This is a genomic window from Sulfitobacter sp., from assembly GCF_036961165.1.
In the GTDB taxonomy this organism is placed as follows: Bacteria; Pseudomonadota; Alphaproteobacteria; order Rhodobacterales; family Rhodobacteraceae; genus Sulfitobacter.
This window is the reverse complement of record NZ_JBALVJ010000004.1, coordinates 43,118-62,344: the sequence shown is the minus strand read 5'-3', so window position 1 is coordinate 62,344 and position 19,227 is coordinate 43,118. Positions and strand designations below refer to the sequence as shown.

Here is a 19,227-nt window from a genome sequence, read left to right as displayed (position 1 = left end):
TGTGATTGAACACAGAGCTAACGCCGTGATAGGCGGCTGACCAGTAGAAAACTCCGGAGCGCCTAAGTTGTACGAGCTTGCCGCCGAAAATACAGACGACCTTTGGGAGGTAGAAGCACTCTATGACACGTGCTTTGCGCCGGGGCGCACTGCGTTGTCGTCTTACCGCTTGCGCGAGGGTGTGCCGCCTGTCTCTGGCCTTAGCCTTGTGGCGCGCGATGAGTTGCGTATTTTGGCGGGCGCGATCCGGTTTTGGCCTGTTTCGGTCGGAGGCCACGCTTCGTTGCTGCTGGGGCCCGTAGCGGTGCACCCGACCCGTCAGGGCGAAGGTTTGGGCGCGTTGTTGATCGAAACCTCGTTAGAGCTGGCAGGCCCGCAAGGCTGGGACCGTGTGATGCTGGTTGGCGATGCGCCCTATTATGGTCGCTACGGGTTTGAGCGTTTGGACCATGTGATCATGCCGCCGCCCACCAATCCCGACCGTGTGTTGGGGCGTGCCCTAAGCGATGGCGCGTGGGATGGAATTGCGGGTGAGGTCACGCGCGTGCGTTGAAAAACTCCACCACCTTGCCCACATTGACGGCAAAGGAGATTCCGATGCCAAAAACCCAGCTACCTGCGACGATAGACGTGGAAGCCGAACTTGAGAAGATCGCGCGCCGCTACAAGGCGGCTGGCGGGGTCGGGATCAATGTCCTCAATCTGATTGGCGGACAGGCTGAAAACCTGTTGGACCGGTTGCCGGCAAGCGTGCGCAAGCAGCTTGAGGGCGCGACCGTGCGCGCGCTGGATCACGCGATGAGTGCGGCCCACAAAAGCCGTGGCCATGTGCCGGATCAGGCGTCATGGCTGAACTCGGCGGTGTCGGCGGCTATGGGCGCAGTTGGCGGGGCAGGCGGGTTACCGACCGCCTTGGCAGAGCTGCCGGTGACGACCACGCTGCTGCTGCGCGTGATCGAGGGCGTCGCGGTAGAACATGGCTTTGACCCGGAGCTGGAATCAGTTCGCTTTGATTGCGTTCAGGTGTTTTCGGCTGCTGGGCCGCTGTCAGATGATGACGGGTCTGACCTTGCGTTCCTCACCGCGCGGATTGCGCTGTCGGGCAAGGCAGTTCAAACGATCATCCACAAGGTCGCGCCGCGTCTGGCGGTGGTGATGGGGCAAAAGCTGGCGGCGCAGACTGTGCCTATCTTGGGCGCTGTCGCAGGGGCTGCAACGAATTACGCCTACACCAGCTATTATCAAGACATGGCGCATGTGCATTTCGGCCTGCGCAAACTGGCGATTGAGGTGGATGTCGCGCCTGAAGAACTTAACAAGCGACTCGTTGTTAAGATGCGCGCGCTGACCGTGGCCTAAGTGCCTGTGCCGCGGGCATCAATCGCGGGCGGCGGGTGCCGCCGATATTTTGCGTCTAAATGCTCTTGCCAACCGGTTTTTGGAGCGTCATAGGCGAAATATGGTTACACAACTGCCGATCTCGCTCCATGGAGGCGCAAAGAGCAGCGCGCGCACGCAGTTCGCCGCGCTGTGTTGGCGCGTTCGGCGGGGCAAAGTGCAGGTCCTCCTCATCACCTCTAGGCGGCGCAAGCGCTGGATCGTGCCGAAGGGCTGGCCGATGGACGGTAAAACGCCTGCTCAATGTGCGGCGGTTGAGGCTTGGGAAGAAGCGGGCGTTGTAGGTGCCGCGAGCGATACGTGTATCGGCGTCTATTCCTACGCGCGTATGCGCGATGAGGAAGAAGTATTTCCCTGTCTTGCCATGCTCTACCCCATCAAGGTGAAATCGCTGAAAAAGAAGTTTCCCGAAGTGAAAGATCGCCGTCGAAAATGGGTTTCGCGCAAGAAGGCGGCCAAAATGGTGCCACACAGGGAGCTGGCAGAGCTGATTATCGGCTTTTCGCCTCCGCAAGAGGCAAAGCAAGCTTGACCTGTGGGGTTGTGATGCCACATCGTGATGCACTGCAGCTACATTTAGGAATAGACCAATGATCCGCTATGCGCTGAAATGTCGGGAGGGCCATGAATTTGAAAGCTGGTTCCAGTCGGCCTCTGCGTTCGATGCGTTGGTAAAAAGCGGGCATGTCACCTGCGCGATGTGTGGCAGCGGTGAAGTAAAAAAGGCGCTTATGGCGCCACGGGTTAACGCCGCATCAGAGCCTGCGAAACAAGACAAACAGGCTGAACTAATAGCAAAGATGCGCAACGAGGTTGAGAAGAACGCGACCTATGTAGGCGGAGAGTTTGCGCAAAAGGCCCGCGATATGCACGAAGGGTTGGCGCCTGAAATCTCGATCTACGGCGAAACGAGCCTGGACGAGGCGCGGGCGCTTCTTGACGACGGCGTGCCTGTGATGCCGCTGCCGTTTAAGTCGAAACAGAAAATGCAATAATCCTCGAGGATTGATAGATGACAGTTGTGATTACAGGCGCAAGCCGAGGCATTGGTGCAGGACTTGCAGCCTACTACCGCGATCAGGGCGTAGACGTGATGGGGACCGGACGCTCTGTCACTGCTGATATCACGCTGGATGTCACCCAACCCTCTAGCCAAACCGAGATGGCTGAGAAGCTGGGTGATCAAGCGGTTGAGCTGTTGGTCTGCAATGCGGGCGTCTATCTGGACAAGGGCGCTGATCTGGATAAGGGGTATGGCGTGGATATCTGGGCGCAAAGCTTTGCCACCAATGTCACGGGTGTATTTCTGAGCATTCAGGCACTGCTGCCGCATCTTCGGCGTGCGCGTAACCCGCGCATCGCGATCATCTCTTCGCAGATGGCCTCGTCTGAACTGGCGCCCGGTGGCAGCTATATCTACCGCGCGTCAAAGGCTGCGGTCCTCAATCTGGGACGCAATCTGGCGACTGACCTCAAATCCGAAGGCATTGCGGTGGGCATTTACCACCCCGGCTGGGTGCAGACGGATATGGGTGGATCTACAGCTGCGATCACTGTGGATGAAGCGGTGGCAGGGCTTACTGCGCGGTTTGCAGCGCTAAGTCTGGACACCACAGGTTGCTTCGAGACATGGGACGGTCGCACGCATCCCTACTAACGGCTTGCGCCTAGTGATCTTGCACCTGACCCTCCGCTCGCGTAAAGCCATCGCGGAATGACAACAGTGAGGGTCTGATGCCTGTATTGGTGATGAAATTCGGTGGTACCTCGGTTGCCACACTGGACCGTATCCGCCGCGCGGCAAAACGCGTAGGCGTGGAAGTGGCCAAGGGCTATGACGTGATTGTCATTGTCTCTGCCATGTCGGGGAAGACCAACGAGCTGGTCGGCTGGGTCAATGAGACGTCGGCCCTTTATGACGCGCGCGAATACGATGCGGTTGTCTCAAGCGGAGAGAACGTGACAGCGGGGCTGATGGCGCTTACGTTGCAGGAAATGGACGTACCGGCGCGCAGTTGGCAAGGCTGGCAAGTGCCGGTCAAAACGACCTCTGCCCATGCCTCTGCGCGGATCGAAGAAATCCCGCCCGAAAACATCACAGCGAAATTTGCTGATGGTATGCGGGTTGCGGTCGTGGCAGGTTTTCAGGGCGTAAGTCCTGAAGGTCGGATCACCACCCTTGGTCGCGGCGGCTCTGACACCACGGCGGTGGCGTTTGCGGCCGCGTTCAATGCTGAACGGTGTGATATCTACACGGATGTGGACGGCGTTTACACTACCGACCCTCGCGTTGAGGCGAAAGCGCGCAAGCTCGACAAAATCTCGTTCGAAGAGATGCTGGAGCTGGCGAGCCTTGGGGCGAAGGTGTTGCAGACACGGTCCGTTGAATTGGCAATGCGCTATAAGGTTAAGCTGCGCGTGCTGTCGAGTTTTGAAGAACAAAGCGACGATGCTGGTACGCTCGTTTGCGCTGAGGAGGAAATCATGGAAAGCAATGTGGTAGCGGGCGTGGCGTTCAGCCGTGATGAAGCCAAGATGACGTTGGTATCGGTCGCGGACCGTCCGGGTATTGCGGCCACGATCTTTACCGCGCTCAGCGAAGGTGGCGTGAACGTTGACATGATCGTTCAGAACATCGCCGAAGAGGGCCGGACGGATATGACGTGGTCCTGCCCTGTGGATCAGGTTAAGCGCGCCGACATCGCGATGCAAAAAGCCGCGCAGGATGGTGTCATTAACTACGATGAACTGATCGTGGATGAGGGCGTTGCCAAGGTGTCTGTTGTGGGCATCGGGATGCGTAGCCATACGGGTGTTGCCGCCAAGATGTTCAAGGTTCTCTCGGATGAGGGGATCAACATCAAAGTCATCACAACCTCCGAGATCAAAATCAGCGTTCTGATCGATCGCAAATATATGGAACTGGCCGTGCAGGCGCTGCATGATGCGTTCGAATTGGACAAGGCTGCCTAAGGCGGTCAACTGATATATGGTTCGAGTTTCCATCTTATTTCAGATGGATGGCCGGTATTGTTCACCCAGTGCTCGATGATTGGGCAAAGGAGAGGCGACTTCGCGCTATAGGCGCATTTCCTCTCCCCATCGGAGCAGGCAGGCGCTATGGTGAGGCCAAGCAAAGACTAGGGACATCATGCCAGAACGTACAGAAAGCGACAGCCGCAAGCTGCTGGGGCGTCTGCGTGACGCCATGGCGGGGGATGACGCCGGACAGGCTCGGCTTGATAAAATTACGCACCTGATTGCAAGCTCGATGGGCTGTCAGGTTTGCTCGATCTATCTGTTGCGGGATGAAGACACGCTTGAGCTTTGCGCGACCGAAGGTCTGAACAAAGACGCCGTGCACCAGACGCGCATGAAGATGGGCGAGGGACTGGTCGGACGGGTCGCAAAGCAGCGGCGTGTCGTGAACACACCTGATGCCCCGCAGGCGCGCGGTTTCCGCTATATGCCTGAAACCGGCGAAGAGATTTATTCAAGCTTTCTAGGTGTGCCAATCCAGCGCCTTGGCGATACCCTTGGCGTGTTGGTCGTGCAGTCCAAAACCGCGCGCGAATTCAACACAGACGAGGTCTACGCGCTCGAAGTAGTTGCTATGGTCCTGGCCGAGATGACAGAACTGGGCGCCTTTGTGGGCGAGGGGGCGGCCATGTCGGCCCGCCACAGTCAACCCGTTCTTTTGCGCGGTACCGTTGCGCAAGAAGGCGTGGCTGAGGGGCATATCTGGCTGCACGAACCGCGGGTCGTCGTTTCCAATCCGATCGCTGATGACCCTGAACGCGAAGCGCAGCGTCTGACTGAGGCCGTCGACACCCTGCGTTTGAGCGTGGATCAGATGCTGACCATGTCGCGGGGCGACAAGGATCAGCAAGAAGTAATCGAGACGTACCGCATGTTCGCCAATTCCAAAAGTTGGATGAAGCGGATGCTTGCCGATATCACCCAAGGTCTCTCTGCCGAAGCTGCGGTCGAGAAAGAGCAATCGCTGGCGCGCTCGCGGATCGGGCAATCAAGTGACAGCTATATGCGCGAGCGCCTGAGCGATCTGGACGATCTTTCCAACAGATTGCTGCGCATTTTGACGGGGCAGGGATCGGACACCGGCGCTGAGTTGCCGCCTGATCCGATCCTCGTGGCGCGCAACATCGGTCCTGCGGAACTGCTTGAGTACGGTCGCAGCCTGCGTGGTATCGTGCTTGAGCAAGGCTCCGTCGGGAGCCATGCGGCCATTGTCGCACGCGCGCTGGCGATTCCGTTGATCGTGCATGCTGGCCGTATCACCAACGAGGCGCTGAATGGCGATCACGTGATGGTGGATGGTGAACAGGGTGTGGTTCACTTGCGCCCCGATGATAGCGTGGCCGCAGCCTTTCGCGACAAGATCGCGATGCAGGCCGCCGCGCAAGAGCGCTACGCCTCTATTCGCGATAAACCGGCTGAGACGAAATGCGGGAACATTATTGGGCTCCACATGAATGCAGGCTTGATGGCCGACCTTCCCTCATTGGGTAGCTCCGGTGCCGAAGGCGTGGGCCTGTTCCGAACCGAGCTGCAATTTCTGGTGCGCAATCAGATGCCGCGCCGGTCGGAACTGAGTGTTCTCTACAAACGTGTGCTGGATGCGGCACACGGTAAGCGGGTTGTGTTTCGCACGCTTGATATCGGATCGGATAAGGTGCTGCCCTACATGAAGCCCAACGACGAGCCGAACCCGGCGCTTGGGTGGCGCGCGATTCGTGTCGGCTTGGACAAGCCCGGGATCATGCGGATGCAGTTGCAGGCCTTGATGCGGGCGGCCGATGGCGGCCCGTTGACAGTGATGTTCCCCTTTGTTGCCCAGTTTGAAGAATATCGCGCCGCGCGCGCTGAAGTGGACAAAACGCTCGCCCGCGAGGAGAAGCTGGGGCATAAGCTGCCGTCCTCCATCGAAGTGGGCGCCATGCTGGAAACCCCCAGCCTTGCCTTCGCACCCGACAAGTTTTTCGAAGAAGTCGGGTTCCTGTCGATCGGGGGCAACGATCTTAAGCAGTTCTTCTTTGCCGCCGACCGCGAGAACGAGCGTGTGCGCAAACGTTATGACACGCTCAACGTCAGCTTTCTGACCTTCCTTGAGGGGATCGTTAAGCGCTGTGAGGCCACCAACACCCCGCTGTCGTTCTGTGGTGAGGATGCAGGCCGCCCCGTCGAGGCGCTGTGCTTTGCCGCGATCGGGATGCAGACGCTTTCCATGCGGCCAGCCTCCATCGGTCCGGTGAAAAGCCTGCTGCGGCGCTGCCATCTCGGCGAGGTGCGCGAAGTGATCGAACAGGCGCGCACGCGTGGAGATATGTCGGTGCGCGGCGCAGTAATGGAATATTTACGCGCGCAATACTGACGAAGGGCTTTCGAAGCGCGGATTTGCACGCTAAGGCGTGGCGACCCGCGTTGCGGCTGATTTATCGGGCATTGACCTAAGTATAGGCTCAGTCGGCCAACCCCAGTGTGAGACAGTGCAGTGCAAACACCCTATTATCTGATCGACAAAACAAACCTCTTGGCCAACCTTGAGAAAATCGCGTGGCTACGTGAGGCATCTGGCGCGAAATCGCTGTTGGCGTTGAAGTGTTTTGCCACGTGGTCGGTATTCGATCTGATGGCGCAGTATATGGACGGCTCCACATCGTCCTCGCTGTATGAGGTGCGGTTAGGCCATGAGAAGTTCGAAGGCGAGGCACATGCATATTCAGTCGCCTACGCCGAGCATGAGATCGACGAAGTGCTGGCCTGCTCCAACAAGATCATCTTCAACTCCATCGGTCAGTTAACCAAGTTTGAGGCGGCCTCTGCGGGTCACATCCGCGGCCTGCGGGTCAATCCCGGTGTGTCTACGTCGGAATTCGATTTGGCCGATCCTGCGCGGCCTTTCAGCCGTCTGGGGGAGCATGATCCGGAAACGATTGCGGCAGTGGCGGACAAGATCAGCGGTCTGATGTTCCACAATAATTGCGAAAATGACGATTTCGCCCGCTTTGACGAGATGTTGACCCTGATCGAAGAGCGCTTTGGCGCGATTATCCAGCAGATGGACTGGATCAGTCTGGGCGGTGGCATCCATTTTACCGGCGCGGATTATCCGCTGGAAAAGCTTGCCGGGCGGCTCAAGGCATTCTCGCAGCGTTTTGATGTGCAGGTCTATCTGGAGCCGGGCGAGGCGGCGATCACGGGTGCTGCGACGCTTGAGGTGACCGTGCTGGACACCATGTTCAACGGTAAGAACCTCGCCATCGTCGACAGCTCGATCGAGGCGCATATGCTGGATTTGCTGATCTACCGCGAGCCGGCAAAGGTATCGCCTGACGCGGGTGAGCACGAGTGGATGATCTGCGGCAAGTCTTGCCTTGCCGGCGATATCTTTGGTGAGTTTCGCTTTGATGCACCGCTCAAAGCTGGCGACCGGCTGTCTTTTCAGGACGCGGCCGGCTATACAATGGTCAAGAAAAACTGGTTCAACGGGGTGAAAATGCCAAGCATTGCCATCCGTGAACTCGATGGCTCCACGCGGTTGGTGCGCGAATTCGGCTATGACGATTTCGTGGCCGCCCTGTCCTGAATATTTTACTAACCCTGAAAACCAAACAAACAAACGAGGTCTCTTGGATACATGAAACGCAATGTTCTTATCATTGGCGCTGGTGGCGTCGCTCAGGTTGTCGCGCATAAATGTGCACAAAATAACGATGTGTTAGGCGATCTGCATATCGCAAGCCGGACATTCTCCAAATGCGACGCGATCATTCAAAGCGTTCATGATAAGTCCACGATGAAACAAGAGGGCGTGTTCGAGGCCCATGCCGTGGACGGCATGGATACGGACGCTGTTGCCGCGCTGATCAATAAACTCGGCGCGCAGATTGTGATCAACGTAGGTTCGCCTTTTGTGAACATGACTGTGCTTGAGGCCTGCATCCAGACCGGTGCCGCTTACATCGACACAGCGATCCACGAAGATCCGGCGAAGATTTGCGAGACGCCACCGTGGTACGGCAACTACGAATGGAAGCGTCGGAAGGCTTGCGAGGAGGCCGGCGTAACGGCGATCCTTGGCGCGGGCTTTGATCCTGGCATGGTCAACGCCTTTGCGCGTTTTGCAGTGGATGAGTTCATGGACGAGGTCACCTCGATCGACATCGTGGACATCAACGCGGGCAACCACGGCAAGTATTTCTCGACCAACTTTGACCCCGAAATCAACTTCCGCGAATTTACCGGCACCGTGTACAGCTGGCAGCAAGGCGCGTGGCAAGAGAACAAGATGTTTGAAGTGGGCCGCGAATGGGACCTGCCCGTCGTGGGCAAGAAAAAAGCCTATATGTCCGGCCATGATGAGGTGCATTCGCTGGCGGCGAACTATCCGGAGGCCGATATCCGGTTCTGGATGGGCTTTGGCGATCACTACATCAACGTGTTTACCGTGCTGCAGAACCTTGGTCTGCTGTCAGAGCAACCAGTGGTGACCGCCGAAGGGCTTGAGGTTGTGCCGCTCAAACTGGTGAAGGCAGTTCTGCCTGATCCATCCAGCCTCGCCCCTAACTACACCGGCAAGACCTGCATCGGCGATCTGGTCAAAGGGGTGAAGGACGGCGAAGAGGTTGAGGTGTTTGTCTACAACGTCGCCGATCACAAGGACGCCTATAACGAGGTGGGTAGCCAGGGCATTTCCTATACTGCTGGTGTGCCGCCTGTGGCGATGGCGATGCTGGTTGCGCAAGGCGCCTACGACCACGGTAAGATGATGAACGTCGAAGAGCTGGATCCAAAGCCGCTTTTCACCCTGCTCGACACCATCGGTCTGCCGACCCGCGTCAAAGATGCGAACGGCGACCGGGCGTGGAACGAGGCCTAAGCGCCTCTGCACGGCTTTAGGATCGGAGGTCCCTCTTGTCATGGCAGGGGGGACCTCCTACTCCTTTGGTTCGGGATCTTTTTCTCGTGTCTAAGAAAATGGCGCATCAACAATGACCACCGGATCCCCTTCACAACTGACCGGCTATCTCGCCGCTTGGACGATTGTTTTTGTCTGGTCCTTCTGGCTGATTGTCAGCCGAGTAGCGGCGGACAGTGGCCTAACGATCTATGATCTGGCGGCGATGCGCTACGGTCTTGCCTCGATCATCGCGGTGCCTTTGTGCATGTACTACAAACCTTGGCGTGGGATGAAGCTGAAGCAGATTGCGGTCGTCTCGTTCATTCTGGGGCCTGTGTATATCCTCAGCGTCTTTTCTGGCTTTTTGTTTGCCCCTGCTGCACATGGGGGCATCTTCATGAACGGGATCCTCCCGCTGGTGGGTATCCTGATCGGGCTGACGCTGTTTCGCGCGTCACCGTCGCCCCGACAGCTTTTTGGAGCAGCACTGATCCTGATCTCGGCTGTGGTGCTGGCTTGGGATGGTACGGTGACGCGCAGCGAGCTTGCGTGGGTTGGGGACCTACTGTTTGTCGTGGGCGCTGTGTTTTTCTCTTTCTACGTCATTTTGTCAGAGCGTTGGCAGCTGGGCGCCATGCAGATCATCTTTTGCGGGACAGTTGTGAATGCGGTACTGTATTTGCCCGTTTGGGCGCTTTGGCTACCATCCGGTCTGGCCGATGCGCCGACGGGGCCGTTGCTGCTGCAAGCGGTCTATCAGGGGTTTGTGCCCAACTTGATCGGGCTTTTGTTCATCGCACATGCCTCGCGCACCATTGGCAATGGCAACACGTCGTCAATCCTGGCAGCTGTACCGGGTGGTGGCGGCATTCTGGGCGCGCTCATTCTGGGAGAGAACCTGAGCCCGATCAGTATTGCAGCGCTTGTGCTGCTGACGGTGGGCCTGTTGATCAGCGTGCGCCGTCGCGCAAAGGTGCTTCCGCCATAGGGCAGGGAACGGCAGCAGGTCACCCCGCTGCCGTATTTGTTCAGATTGTAAGAACTGTGCAGCCTGTGGTCTTGCGTGCTTCCAGCGCCTCATGCGCTCTTGCGACATCGCGTAGGGCAAAGCGTTGGCCGATGCTGATTTTTACGTCACCGGATAACACTTTTTCACCCAGATGCTTGGCCATCGCCTGACAGGTCGCGTGGTCGCTGATATGGGTGAACAGGGTCGGGCGCGTGATCTTGAGCGATCCCTTCTTGCCCAATATTCCCACATCAAACGGTGGCACCGGACCAGAGGCATTGCCGAAAGACATCATCATCCCAAGCGGTTTGAGCGAATCTAACGACCCCTCAAATGTGTCCTTGCCCACTGCATCCATAACCACATCAACGCCCTTGCCATCAGTCAGGTCGCGCACCTGTGCCACCCAATCCTCGGTGCGGTAGTTGATGCAATGGCTGGCGCCGTGATCGCGCGCGAGCTGGCATTTCTCATCCGTGCCGGCAGTGCCGATCAAGGTGATCCCCTCAGAACGCGCCCACTGGCAGGCCAGCAGCCCAACACCACCGGCAGCCGCGTGAAACAGCACCGTATCGCCTGCCTTCAGGGGGGAGGTGCGGTGGAACAGATATTCAACCGTCATGCCCTTAAGCATCATCGCGGCCCCTTCCTCGAACGAGATGCCGTCGGGCAGGGGGCAAACTTGCGCTGCGGGCATAACCCGCGCCTCTGCATAGGCTCCCGGGGGCTGGGAGGCATAGGCCGCGCGGTCGCCGACCTTGAGATGTGTGACGCCTTCGCCCACGGCTTCGATCACGCCTGCGGCTTCCATGCCCATCGCATGCGGCAGGTCCATCGGGTAGAGACCCGTGCGCTGGTAAACGTCGATGAAATTCAGGCCAACGGCCTTATGGGCGATGCGGACCTCGCCCTTACCGGGCGCGCCGACGTCCCTATCAACCAGCTTGAATTGCTCTGGTCCGCCATGCGATTCGATGATTGCTGTAAGTGCCATTTCCTGTTCCTCCAGATTTTTGCAACCATGAATGAAAATCTGAAAGGATGTCCAACAGATAGTTGCAAGGCGGATCGTTCGGTGTCCTCAACATAGACATTGCGTGCGAGCGTTGAGATAGTGCTAGTGATCAGACACTTCCTCGAACCAAAAGCATCAGGAAACCCACCATGAAACTATGTCGGCTTGGCCAGAACGGCCCCCTTGTCCATCCACTAGGAATCGGGGCGATGTCGTTCTCCAGCTTTTACGGCCACACAAACGAGGCCGAAAGCCATGCGATCCTTGATGCGGCAAGAGAGGCGGGCGTGTCTCACATAGACACGGCAAATGTCTACGGAATGGGTACGTCAGAAACCGTGATCGGCAGCTATCTCAAGGTCCATCCGCAGTCCAAAGAGCACTTCAAGATCGCGACCAAGGGTGGCATTACCCGCAATCCAGACGGGGCGGGCAATATCTTCAAAAACTCTGCTGCGCATTTGCGGACGGAGCTGGAAGGCAGCCTTAAGAGGCTCGGTGTCGAAGCAGTTGATCTCTACTATGTGCACCGCCGAGATGCGTCTGTTCCAATTGAAGAATTGGTGGAAACGTTGGGTGCCCTCGTTAAAGAAGGCAAGACGAAGGCCATTGGCTTTTCCGAAATCGCGCCTACGTCGCTGCGGCGCGCCCATGCGGTACACCCTGTCGCGGCGGTGCAATCTGAATACTCTCTGTCTACGCGCCAGCCTGAATTGGGTCTGGTCCAGACCTGTGCGGAGCTGGGAGTGGCGATGGTGGCTTTCTCGCCAGTCGGACGTTCATTCCTAACCGACACACCGATGACCTATGCGGCAGCGCAAGCACTGCCGTTTCTGGCAAACAATCCGCGCTTTATGGAGCCAAACTACAGTGCGAATATCGCCGCTGTGGCGCCATTTCAGGCGCTTGCGCAGCAGCTTGATATGTCCGCGGCGGGACTGGCGATTGCGTGGGTACTGGCGCAGGGTGATCATGTAATCCCGATCCCGGGGACACGCTCGGTCCAGCATTTCTCACAGCTGTTGGAGGGGGCAAGCCGACAATTGACGGTGGAAGAGTTGGCGGAGATAGAAAAGATACTGCCAGTCGGATGGGCGCATGGAGATCGGTACTCAAATGTGCAGTGGATCGGTCCCGAGAAATACTGTTGAACGCAGGAGCTTGCGACGCGGTAGGGGTGGTTTGGGGCCACTCGGACAGGCGATCATCAGATCGCATGCTGTTAGCAATCGCTTTTCCATGTCTGGTCTATTACCGTTAAGTAGCTAGAGGTTAGCACCTCTTTTGATCTACTCCCCGATGGACAATTACTAACCATGCTCACCACGCTTTCCGATTTCGAAATTGCCGCATCAAAGCGACTGCCTGCTGATGTACTTGCCTATCTGGAAGGCGGTGCAGAAGCCGAGCGGAGCGCGACGGAGAATAGAGCTGCGTTCGGACGGATCGGGCTTTTTCCAAGGCTGTTGGTCGATTGCGGTAAGGGTCATACTCGAACTACGATATTGGGCGCTGATGCAGTACATCTGGTTATGGTTGCTCCGATGGCGTTCCAGCGCCTGTTTGATCCGCAGGGGGAGACAGCGATGGCTATGGCCGCCGCCGCGCAAGACGCGGTGATGGTGCTGAGCTGCCAGACCAGTGTGAAGCCTGAAGACATAGCCACGATTCCCGGGCGCCGCTGGTTCCAACTGTACATGCAGGAAGGGCACGATGCGACTATGTCGCTCGTGACGCGCGCTGTTTCGTGTGGCGCAAGCGCGCTGGTCGTGACGCTAGACGCCCCAATCAACGGGTTACGCGACCGCGAAGTTGCTGCGGGATTTGAGTTAAGCGGGGACATAAGGCCGGTGATGCTGGATGCCTTGCCACAACCGCCAAGGTCACAGCTTGAGACCGGCCAAAGCGTGGTCTTTGATGGTATGATGGTGTTTGCGCCCAAGTGGGTGATCTGGAACGCTTGATTTCGGACAGCCCTGTTCCTGTCGTGGTCAAAGGATGCTTGCGGGCGCAAGATGCTGTTCGGCTGGTGAAAGCGGGTGTCGCGGGTATCACCGTGCCAAATCACGGAGGGCGTGTGCTGGACACAACGCCTGCCCCCATCACCCGGCTGGCAGAAATTGTGCACGCGGTGGACGGTGCCGCCTCTATTTTTGTTGACGGTGGTATCCGGCGGGGCAGTGATATTTTCAAAGCGCTTGCGCTGGGTGCCGAAGCGGTTCTGGTCGGGCGTCCGGTCATGCACGGAATGGCTGTTGATGGCGCGCGTGGCGCCAGTCAAGTGCTGCGCCGACTGCGCGACGAGATTGAGGTGACAATGGCGCTCTGCGGTTGTGCGACGATCGCAGATATCACGGATGATATGCTGACTGAGTTTACCGGAACCGGTAGCTGATCGGAATTGCCAAATCGAAAGGCCCTGCGCCCAAAGCTGCGGGCGGGCGGGGCAGTTTTTCCAGCCTGTCAAAAATGCCAAGAGCGGCCTGAACCAACACCGGCCAGCCCGATGTCTCTGACACGCGGCGCGCCTGGATCGCCCCGCATTTGTCCAGACTGCACGCCACAGTCACGGTCCCTTCTGCGCGGGCCTCGCGGGCGCGGCGAGGGTAGTCTTTGCCCGCGTTCAGCGCCAGCACCAGCGATTTTTGCCAATCCGTAATCTCGACCCGCTCTGCGTCTGTGAGACCCTGTTCTTTTGCCGCGCTCTGATCTTGCTCGTCTTGCCCCGCGTTCGCCTGCGGTGCAGAAGCCGTGCTTTGAGGCGCGTTTTCGGTTGCGGTGTCTTCCTGAATTTCAGTGGGCACTTCTGTCGCTTCTTTGTCAGAATTCACCTCTTGATCGGGGTTGGCGATTTTGAAGCGCAACTCGGGGTCGTCAGGGGTCTGCGGGATCTGCGCCAACATCGGATCATTTGAGGCTTTCGCCTCTTCACGCTCGGCCGGGCTTTCCAACGTCGCCTGACTGTCTTGGGCGGGGGCACCATCGGGCAAATCGGTTTCAGGGGCGGCCATGATCATCTCGATTTCAGCCAGATCAATCAGTTCGCGCCCTTGAATGTCCGCCTCGACGGGTGTCTCTGTCGCTTCTGCTTGGGTCAACCAAGCTGCGGCCAAAGTACCGTGCAGGCCGATGCTAAGACCCGCGCCAAGCAGAAGGCCAATGCTGGACTTGCGTTGATAGGCAAAGCTCATTCCGGCTTATCCATGGGTGTTGCAGCTGGATCGCTTTGCCCGCCTTGATCTTCAAGGCCGACGAGCCCTATTTTCAGATATCCTTCCCCGCGCATCCGGTTCATGACCGCCATCTCTTCGCCGTAAGGCACAGAGCGGTCCGCGTTGATGTATATCCGAGTATCGAGCTTCAACTGCGTTGCGATGCCAAGGCGCATGTTCAGATCGCCAAGCGATACCGGCTCTTCGCCGACCCTCAGGCTTAGGTCCTGATGGACCGTGACGAACACCGGATTATCAGGTCGCTAAGTTGGTGCGCCGGTGGCCACGGGCAATTCGACGTTTACATCAACGGTCGACAGCGGTGCCGCCACCATGAAAATGATCAACAGTATCAACATCACGTCGATGAACGGCGTGATGTTGATGTCAGCGTTTGGCGCCAGTTCGTCGCCCCCGTCTGAAAGACGCACAGCCATGGTTTAATCCGCTGCCAGTTTTGTCAGATGCGCCTGTGCGGGCGGTTCCTCGGCGATCCGGTCCAGATCACGTGACAGGCACCGCTCCACCAATGCGGCCGCATCGCCGATATGCGCGCGGTAGCCCGATACCAGCCGTGTGATGTGGTTATAGAGCATCACCGCCGGAATGGCCGCGACAAGACCGATTGCAGTTGCCAGCAGCGCCTCGGCGATGCCGGGTGCGACAACAGACAGGTTGGTCGATCCGCTTTCTGGGATCCCGATAAAGCTGTTCATGATGCCCCAGACAGTGCCGAAAAGCCCGATGAAGGGTGCGGTTGAACCGATGGAGCCCAAGACCATTGCGCCTGTTTGCATGGCTCTGGCTGCACCTGTTTTAATGCGCGACAGCTCTGACGCGACGCGTTCTTTGATGCCGTTACTGTTCAGGCCAGCAGATCTGTCAATTTCGGCTTGGGCGGCCTTCACCATGACACGTACCGGACCGGAGTAAACCGCCGCCTCTGTGTTTCGCACGGTGCCGGATTCCGACAGCCGTTTGTAGGATCGGCGCAGGCGTGCGTTCGCCCAGCTGACTTGCAGCAGCTTGCCAGTCCACACAGCCCAGCCCAGAACCGACGCCAGCGCCAGACCGAACATCACCAACTTCACTACAATATCCGCGGCCATGAACATCGCCAACGGCGTGTGCCCGCCGCTTTGTGCTGCGGTCATCATCGGCTCGGCCAGCTGCGGCTCGATCCATTTATCAGCGAACTCGATCAAGCTTACGTTGACAGAGGCCGTATCGGCGAAGGCATAGCCGGGCGCTGTGGTAAGCAACTCTGTCAGGAGAAGGCGGTGGTGTGTCATATCACGTCTCTGCCCATTGCCGGATAAGGTTGTGGTAAATGCCTGTCAGGCGGACAGCAGTCGGATCATTCAAACCGGCTGTTGAGGAAAGGTCTTGGATCGACTGATCCAGATCGAACAGGATTTCACGCTGGCCTGCGTCGCGGATCATCGACTGGACCCAGAAAAACGATGCGGTGCGGGTGCCCCTGGTCACCGGCGTGACCTGATGCAGCGAGGTTGACGGGTGCAAAACGCAGTGTCCGGCAGGCAACTTCACAGATTGTGTGCCGTAGTTGTCTTCGATCAGAAGTTCGCCGCCATCATAGTCTTCGGGATCGTTCAGGAATATGGTGCAGGACAAATCAGTGCGCAAACGCTGGCCGGTTTGCGGATTGACGCGAATGGCGTTGTCCACGTGCACGCCGAAGGTTTCAGCCTGCGCATAGCGGTTGAACATCGGTGGCAAGATATGCAGCGGCAGTGCGGCAGACATCCACATCGGATGCGCCGTTAGACGCTGCAGGATAAACGATTGCAGCTCTGGCAGGATAGGGCTGTCCAGCGGGATTTGCTGGTTGCGCTTGGTTTGCGCTGATTGCGCGCCTGCGGTGCTGCGCCCGTCATTCCAAGCGGCAGTGTCCAGCAATGCTGGACACCTGTTGCGGCGATAAAATATCTTCGACACAGACCAACATGTCTTGTCCTTTCAGGTGTGGTTGGTGGGCAGCAAAAGCCGCCCACCACGCTGTTAGAATTTCATGCTGACTGAGATTGAGGCAGACCGCCCCGGAGCCGTGTAGGCGAACGGCATGCCTGAACGGTACAGCGCATCGTAGTAGGCTTCGTCCAGCACGTTATCGATGTGGAAGTTGACGGTTGTATCGTCGTTCACGTGATAGTCGGCCATCAAATCAAAGCGCCAGTAGCTGGGCAATGTGTTGCCAGTGGTTGCCGCAAACGTGCCGCCCTGAACGCTGCCGCGCCATGTTGCCTGCCCGCCAAAACTCCACTTTTCATTGTGGTCATAGCGTGCCAACAGGTTGAACTGCTCATGCGCGATGTTGGCGAACTCTTGGCCGATGTTGTCGGAGTTGCTGCTGTTCAGCACTTCGCTGTCCATCCAGGTCACACCACCGAAGACACTGATTTTTTCAGTAACTTTACCGCGAAAGCCCAGCTCGACCCCGCGCACGCGATACTTGCCTGTGTCAGTTGTCACGGCAGGTTGACCGCGTCCGCCAGTGCTTTCGCGTGCATGATCCTTTTGGGTTTGAAAGATAGCGGCCGTAGCGGTCAGGCTGCCAAACTGCCATTTTGTGCCAAGCTCAAAAGCAACGTTTTCTTCTGGCGCCAGAATAGCGTTTGCGGTGTCCAGCCCGTTATAGCTGCCGCCACCGGCATCCAGTTCATCACCGACCGGATTGCTGGATGTGGCATAGGACAGGTAGACCGAGCCGTTGTCGCGGGGTTTCCAGACAAGGCCGGCGTTCCAGTTGAACATCACATCGTCGCGGGTCAGTGTCGTGGACCCTTCAGCGGTGTTGGTGCGGCTGATGCTGTAATCATCCACCCGCGCGCCAAGGTTCAGTTCCCACTGTGGATTGAACGTGATCGTGTCATTCAGATACAGCGACTTGGTCGTGACTTCGGTCAGGGTCGCATCCGCACTTCGTACAGGTGTGGCGGTCGCACAGCCGCTGGTATCTGGCGCATAAATCGAAATGGAACACCCGGCGAGCCTTTCGGTCGCGGTCCCTCCACCTACTTCCGAGGACAAGCTAACATAGCCTCGCTGACTGACCTCTTCGCGTGACAGGGCTAACCTGGCGACAAAGTCATGCCGGGCTGAGCCGGTATCGAAGCCAAAGGAAAGCTCGCTCGTGTTGGCCATCACATCGTTGACCTGATAGCGGCTTTTGGGGGACGCGCTCAGCGTCCAGTTGAGTGGATCGGCATCGCTGGTGTCGGGCCGTTCGGGCGCTGACACGATATAGTCATTCTTGGTCTTGTTGACCCGTGTGCGGTTGGTGAATGTCACGCCGGGTGCTATTTCATAGGTCGCGCCGACAGTGGCTACGCTCTGCGTGGCATCCTGAAAGTCACGGTTGGTATCGCCGTAAAATGTTGACTGGTCGAGCGTTGGGCGGCCAGCACCACTTTCCGTGAAGGGAACGTTGTTGGTGCCATCCCACGGCACGCCCCAGTCAGGCATCTGCTTCATCTCCAGCCGATAGGCTTCGATGTCGAATGTCAGCTTTTCGGTCGCCTTGAATTCAGCTGCAAGTGAGAGGCCCAGGCGGTTGTCCTTGCTGTTGTCGCGACCGGCAACACCGCTGCTTTGCGCGACGGACCCGATGCGGGTTTTGAAACGGTCATTCAAGACCTTGTTCCAATCCAGCTCCTGACGAGCAAGATCGGCAGTGCCGAATGTCGTGGCGCTTTTGATGTAGTCGGTGTCTTGCGCCTTTTTCGTCACCAGATTGACCGCGCCGCCTGTGGTGGAACGCCCGCCGATTGAGCCGGAGGGGCCTTTGGTGATTTCGATCTGTTCGGCCATAAAGGCCTCTCGCACAGCCACACCTGAATCGCGCATGCCGTGGATGAACACATCGTTCGAGGACCGGAAGCCGCGAATAAACAGGACGTCACCAAACGCGTTGCCACCTTCGCCAGTGCCCAGCGCGATGCCAGGTGTCGTGCGCGCAAGCTCACGGACGGAAGTTGCGTTTTTGTCGCGCAGCACTTCTTGCGTCACGGCCGTAACCGTGCGCGGCGTATCAATTAAAGGCTGCGTTAAAAGTGAATTGCCGGACCGTACGGCATCGTATCCTGCCTCGGGGTTGGCGAAGGGTGAAAGCCCGTCCTGTCCTGCGACCGGCCCGCTTGGCGCGGCGGGGGCAACTTCGGCAACGGGGGCAGGTGCCGTTCGCAAGGGGGTGGCTTTGCGCATCGGCGCCGCTTTGCGGGCGCGCTGCTTTTGCACGGGCTTTGATTTAGGTGCGGCAGCTACGGGTTCGGAGGTCTCTACCTCGATCCCTGGCAATAGCAGCGGATCGGTTGCCGTTTGTGCGTACAATCCGCCTGGCGCCGACGTGCAAATTGCTGCGGCTGTCATCAACCCGATGCTATTGCGAGCGTTCCGGTTTCGTAGTGATTTTTGTGTTCTGAAGTGAGTCATTTGTCCCTCGAGGGCTTCCGTTTTTCGGAATTTTCGGGGGCTATGTCGCGGGCGATTGGCTACCTTGATTATGGGGAATATAAATCCCACTTATTTTGTCAAGTATTCATCTGCCGATGCTTGTAGGGGCTTCGGGCGCGGAAAGTCACCAGCAAATATCTATAGGGAGGGCGCGCAAGTATAAAGATGCGCGGCTATAGGCGGGCATTAGAGGATTCAT

The 19,227-nt window shown here is 57.9% G+C and carries 18 protein-coding genes and 1 pseudogene; 13 read left to right on the top strand and 6 right to left on the bottom strand.

Features of this window, described 5'->3' with window-relative positions:
- Window positions 1-67: 67 nt before the first annotated feature.
- The 10 genes from V7730_RS03670 (at window position 68) to V7730_RS03625 (ending at window position 10,307) form a co-directional block, all read left to right on the top strand.
- Window positions 68-553 (top strand): GNAT family N-acetyltransferase, encoded by a 486-nt coding sequence (locus tag V7730_RS03670; protein ID WP_335746237.1) that lies wholly within the window; start codon window positions 68-70, stop codon window positions 551-553.
- A 44-nt stretch (window positions 554-597) separates the two neighbouring features.
- Window positions 598-1,359 carry an EcsC family protein gene (locus V7730_RS03665; RefSeq protein WP_335746236.1) on the top strand — a complete coding sequence of 254 codons (762 nt, stop codon included), beginning with the start codon at window positions 598-600 and terminating at the stop codon, window positions 1,357-1,359.
- Window positions 1,360-1,459: 100 nt separating this feature from the next.
- Window positions 1,460-1,930, top strand: coding sequence for an NUDIX hydrolase (locus tag V7730_RS03660; RefSeq protein WP_335746235.1), 471 nt, complete (start codon window positions 1,460-1,462; stop codon window positions 1,928-1,930).
- A 58-nt stretch (window positions 1,931-1,988) separates the two neighbouring features.
- Window positions 1,989-2,393 carry a DUF1178 family protein gene (locus V7730_RS03655; RefSeq protein WP_335746234.1) on the top strand — a complete coding sequence of 135 codons (405 nt, stop codon included), beginning with the start codon at window positions 1,989-1,991 and terminating at the stop codon, window positions 2,391-2,393.
- Between the two features lie 17 nt (window positions 2,394-2,410).
- Window positions 2,411-3,055, top strand: a complete 645-nt coding sequence (locus V7730_RS03650; protein ID WP_335746233.1) for an SDR family NAD(P)-dependent oxidoreductase — start codon at window positions 2,411-2,413, stop codon at window positions 3,053-3,055.
- A 77-nt stretch (window positions 3,056-3,132) separates the two neighbouring features.
- Window positions 3,133-4,371: an aspartate kinase gene (locus V7730_RS03645; RefSeq protein WP_335746232.1), complete on the top strand. Its 1,239-nt coding sequence runs from the start codon at window positions 3,133-3,135 to the stop codon at window positions 4,369-4,371.
- Window positions 4,372-4,549: 178 nt separating this feature from the next.
- Window positions 4,550-6,790: a phosphoenolpyruvate--protein phosphotransferase gene (gene ptsP, locus V7730_RS03640; protein WP_335746231.1), complete on the top strand. Its 2,241-nt coding sequence runs from the start codon at window positions 4,550-4,552 to the stop codon at window positions 6,788-6,790.
- 120 nt (window positions 6,791-6,910) lie between these two features.
- Complete coding sequence (locus V7730_RS03635; protein ID WP_335746230.1) at window positions 6,911-8,005, top strand: carboxynorspermidine decarboxylase; 1,095 nt, start codon at window positions 6,911-6,913, stop codon at window positions 8,003-8,005.
- Between the two features lie 51 nt (window positions 8,006-8,056).
- On the top strand, window positions 8,057-9,298 hold the full coding sequence (locus V7730_RS03630; protein WP_335746229.1) for a saccharopine dehydrogenase family protein: 1,242 nt from the start codon (window positions 8,057-8,059) through the stop codon (window positions 9,296-9,298).
- Window positions 9,299-9,410: 112 nt separating this feature from the next.
- Entirely contained in the window at window positions 9,411-10,307 is an 897-nt protein-coding gene (locus V7730_RS03625; protein ID WP_335746228.1) for a DMT family transporter, read from the top strand.
- Between the two features lie 40 nt (window positions 10,308-10,347).
- Here the strand turns inward: V7730_RS03625 and V7730_RS03620 are convergent, their stop codons facing one another.
- Entirely contained in the window at window positions 10,348-11,322 is a 975-nt protein-coding gene (locus V7730_RS03620) for a quinone oxidoreductase family protein (protein WP_335746227.1), read from the bottom strand.
- 170 nt (window positions 11,323-11,492) lie between these two features.
- On the opposite strand from V7730_RS03620, the gene V7730_RS03615 reads away from it, so the two are divergent.
- The 3 genes from V7730_RS03615 (at window position 11,493) to V7730_RS03605 (ending at window position 13,738) form a co-directional block, all read left to right on the top strand.
- A complete protein-coding gene (locus V7730_RS03615; protein ID WP_335746226.1) occupies window positions 11,493-12,494 on the top strand; it encodes an aldo/keto reductase in 1,002 nt (333 codons plus the stop codon).
- 165 nt (window positions 12,495-12,659) lie between these two features.
- Complete coding sequence (locus tag V7730_RS03610) at window positions 12,660-13,307, top strand: alpha-hydroxy acid oxidase (RefSeq protein WP_335746225.1); 648 nt, start codon at window positions 12,660-12,662, stop codon at window positions 13,305-13,307.
- Window positions 13,286-13,738, top strand: a complete 453-nt coding sequence (locus V7730_RS03605; protein ID WP_335746224.1) for an alpha-hydroxy acid oxidase — start codon at window positions 13,286-13,288, stop codon at window positions 13,736-13,738. Before V7730_RS03610 ends, V7730_RS03605 begins: the two co-directional genes overlap by 22 nt.
- On the opposite strand, the gene V7730_RS03600 is transcribed toward V7730_RS03605, so the two are convergent.
- The 5 genes and pseudogenes from V7730_RS03600 to V7730_RS03580 all read right to left on the bottom strand — a co-directional run bounded on the left by V7730_RS03600 (window position 13,719) and on the right by V7730_RS03580 (window position 18,944).
- Window positions 13,719-14,534: a TonB family protein gene (locus V7730_RS03600; protein WP_335746223.1), complete on the bottom strand. Its 816-nt coding sequence runs from the start codon at window positions 14,532-14,534 to the stop codon at window positions 13,719-13,721. The genes V7730_RS03605 and V7730_RS03600 overlap by 20 nt on opposite strands.
- Window positions 14,531-14,992 (bottom strand): annotated as a pseudogene (exbD, locus tag V7730_RS03595) (TonB system transport protein ExbD). Before exbD ends, V7730_RS03600 begins: the two are co-directional and overlap by 4 nt.
- A gap of 3 nt (window positions 14,993-14,995) precedes the next feature.
- Window positions 14,996-15,847 (bottom strand): tonB-system energizer ExbB, encoded by an 852-nt coding sequence (gene exbB, locus V7730_RS03590; RefSeq protein ID WP_335746222.1) that lies wholly within the window; start codon window positions 15,845-15,847, stop codon window positions 14,996-14,998.
- A 1-nt stretch (window position 15,848) separates the two neighbouring features.
- Entirely contained in the window at window positions 15,849-16,475 is a 627-nt protein-coding gene (locus V7730_RS03585; protein WP_443070182.1) for a Fe2+-dependent dioxygenase, read from the bottom strand.
- A 102-nt stretch (window positions 16,476-16,577) separates the two neighbouring features.
- Window positions 16,578-18,944, bottom strand: a complete 2,367-nt coding sequence (locus tag V7730_RS03580) for a TonB-dependent receptor (protein ID WP_335746221.1) — start codon at window positions 18,942-18,944, stop codon at window positions 16,578-16,580.
- Window positions 18,945-19,227: the final 283 nt, after the last annotated feature.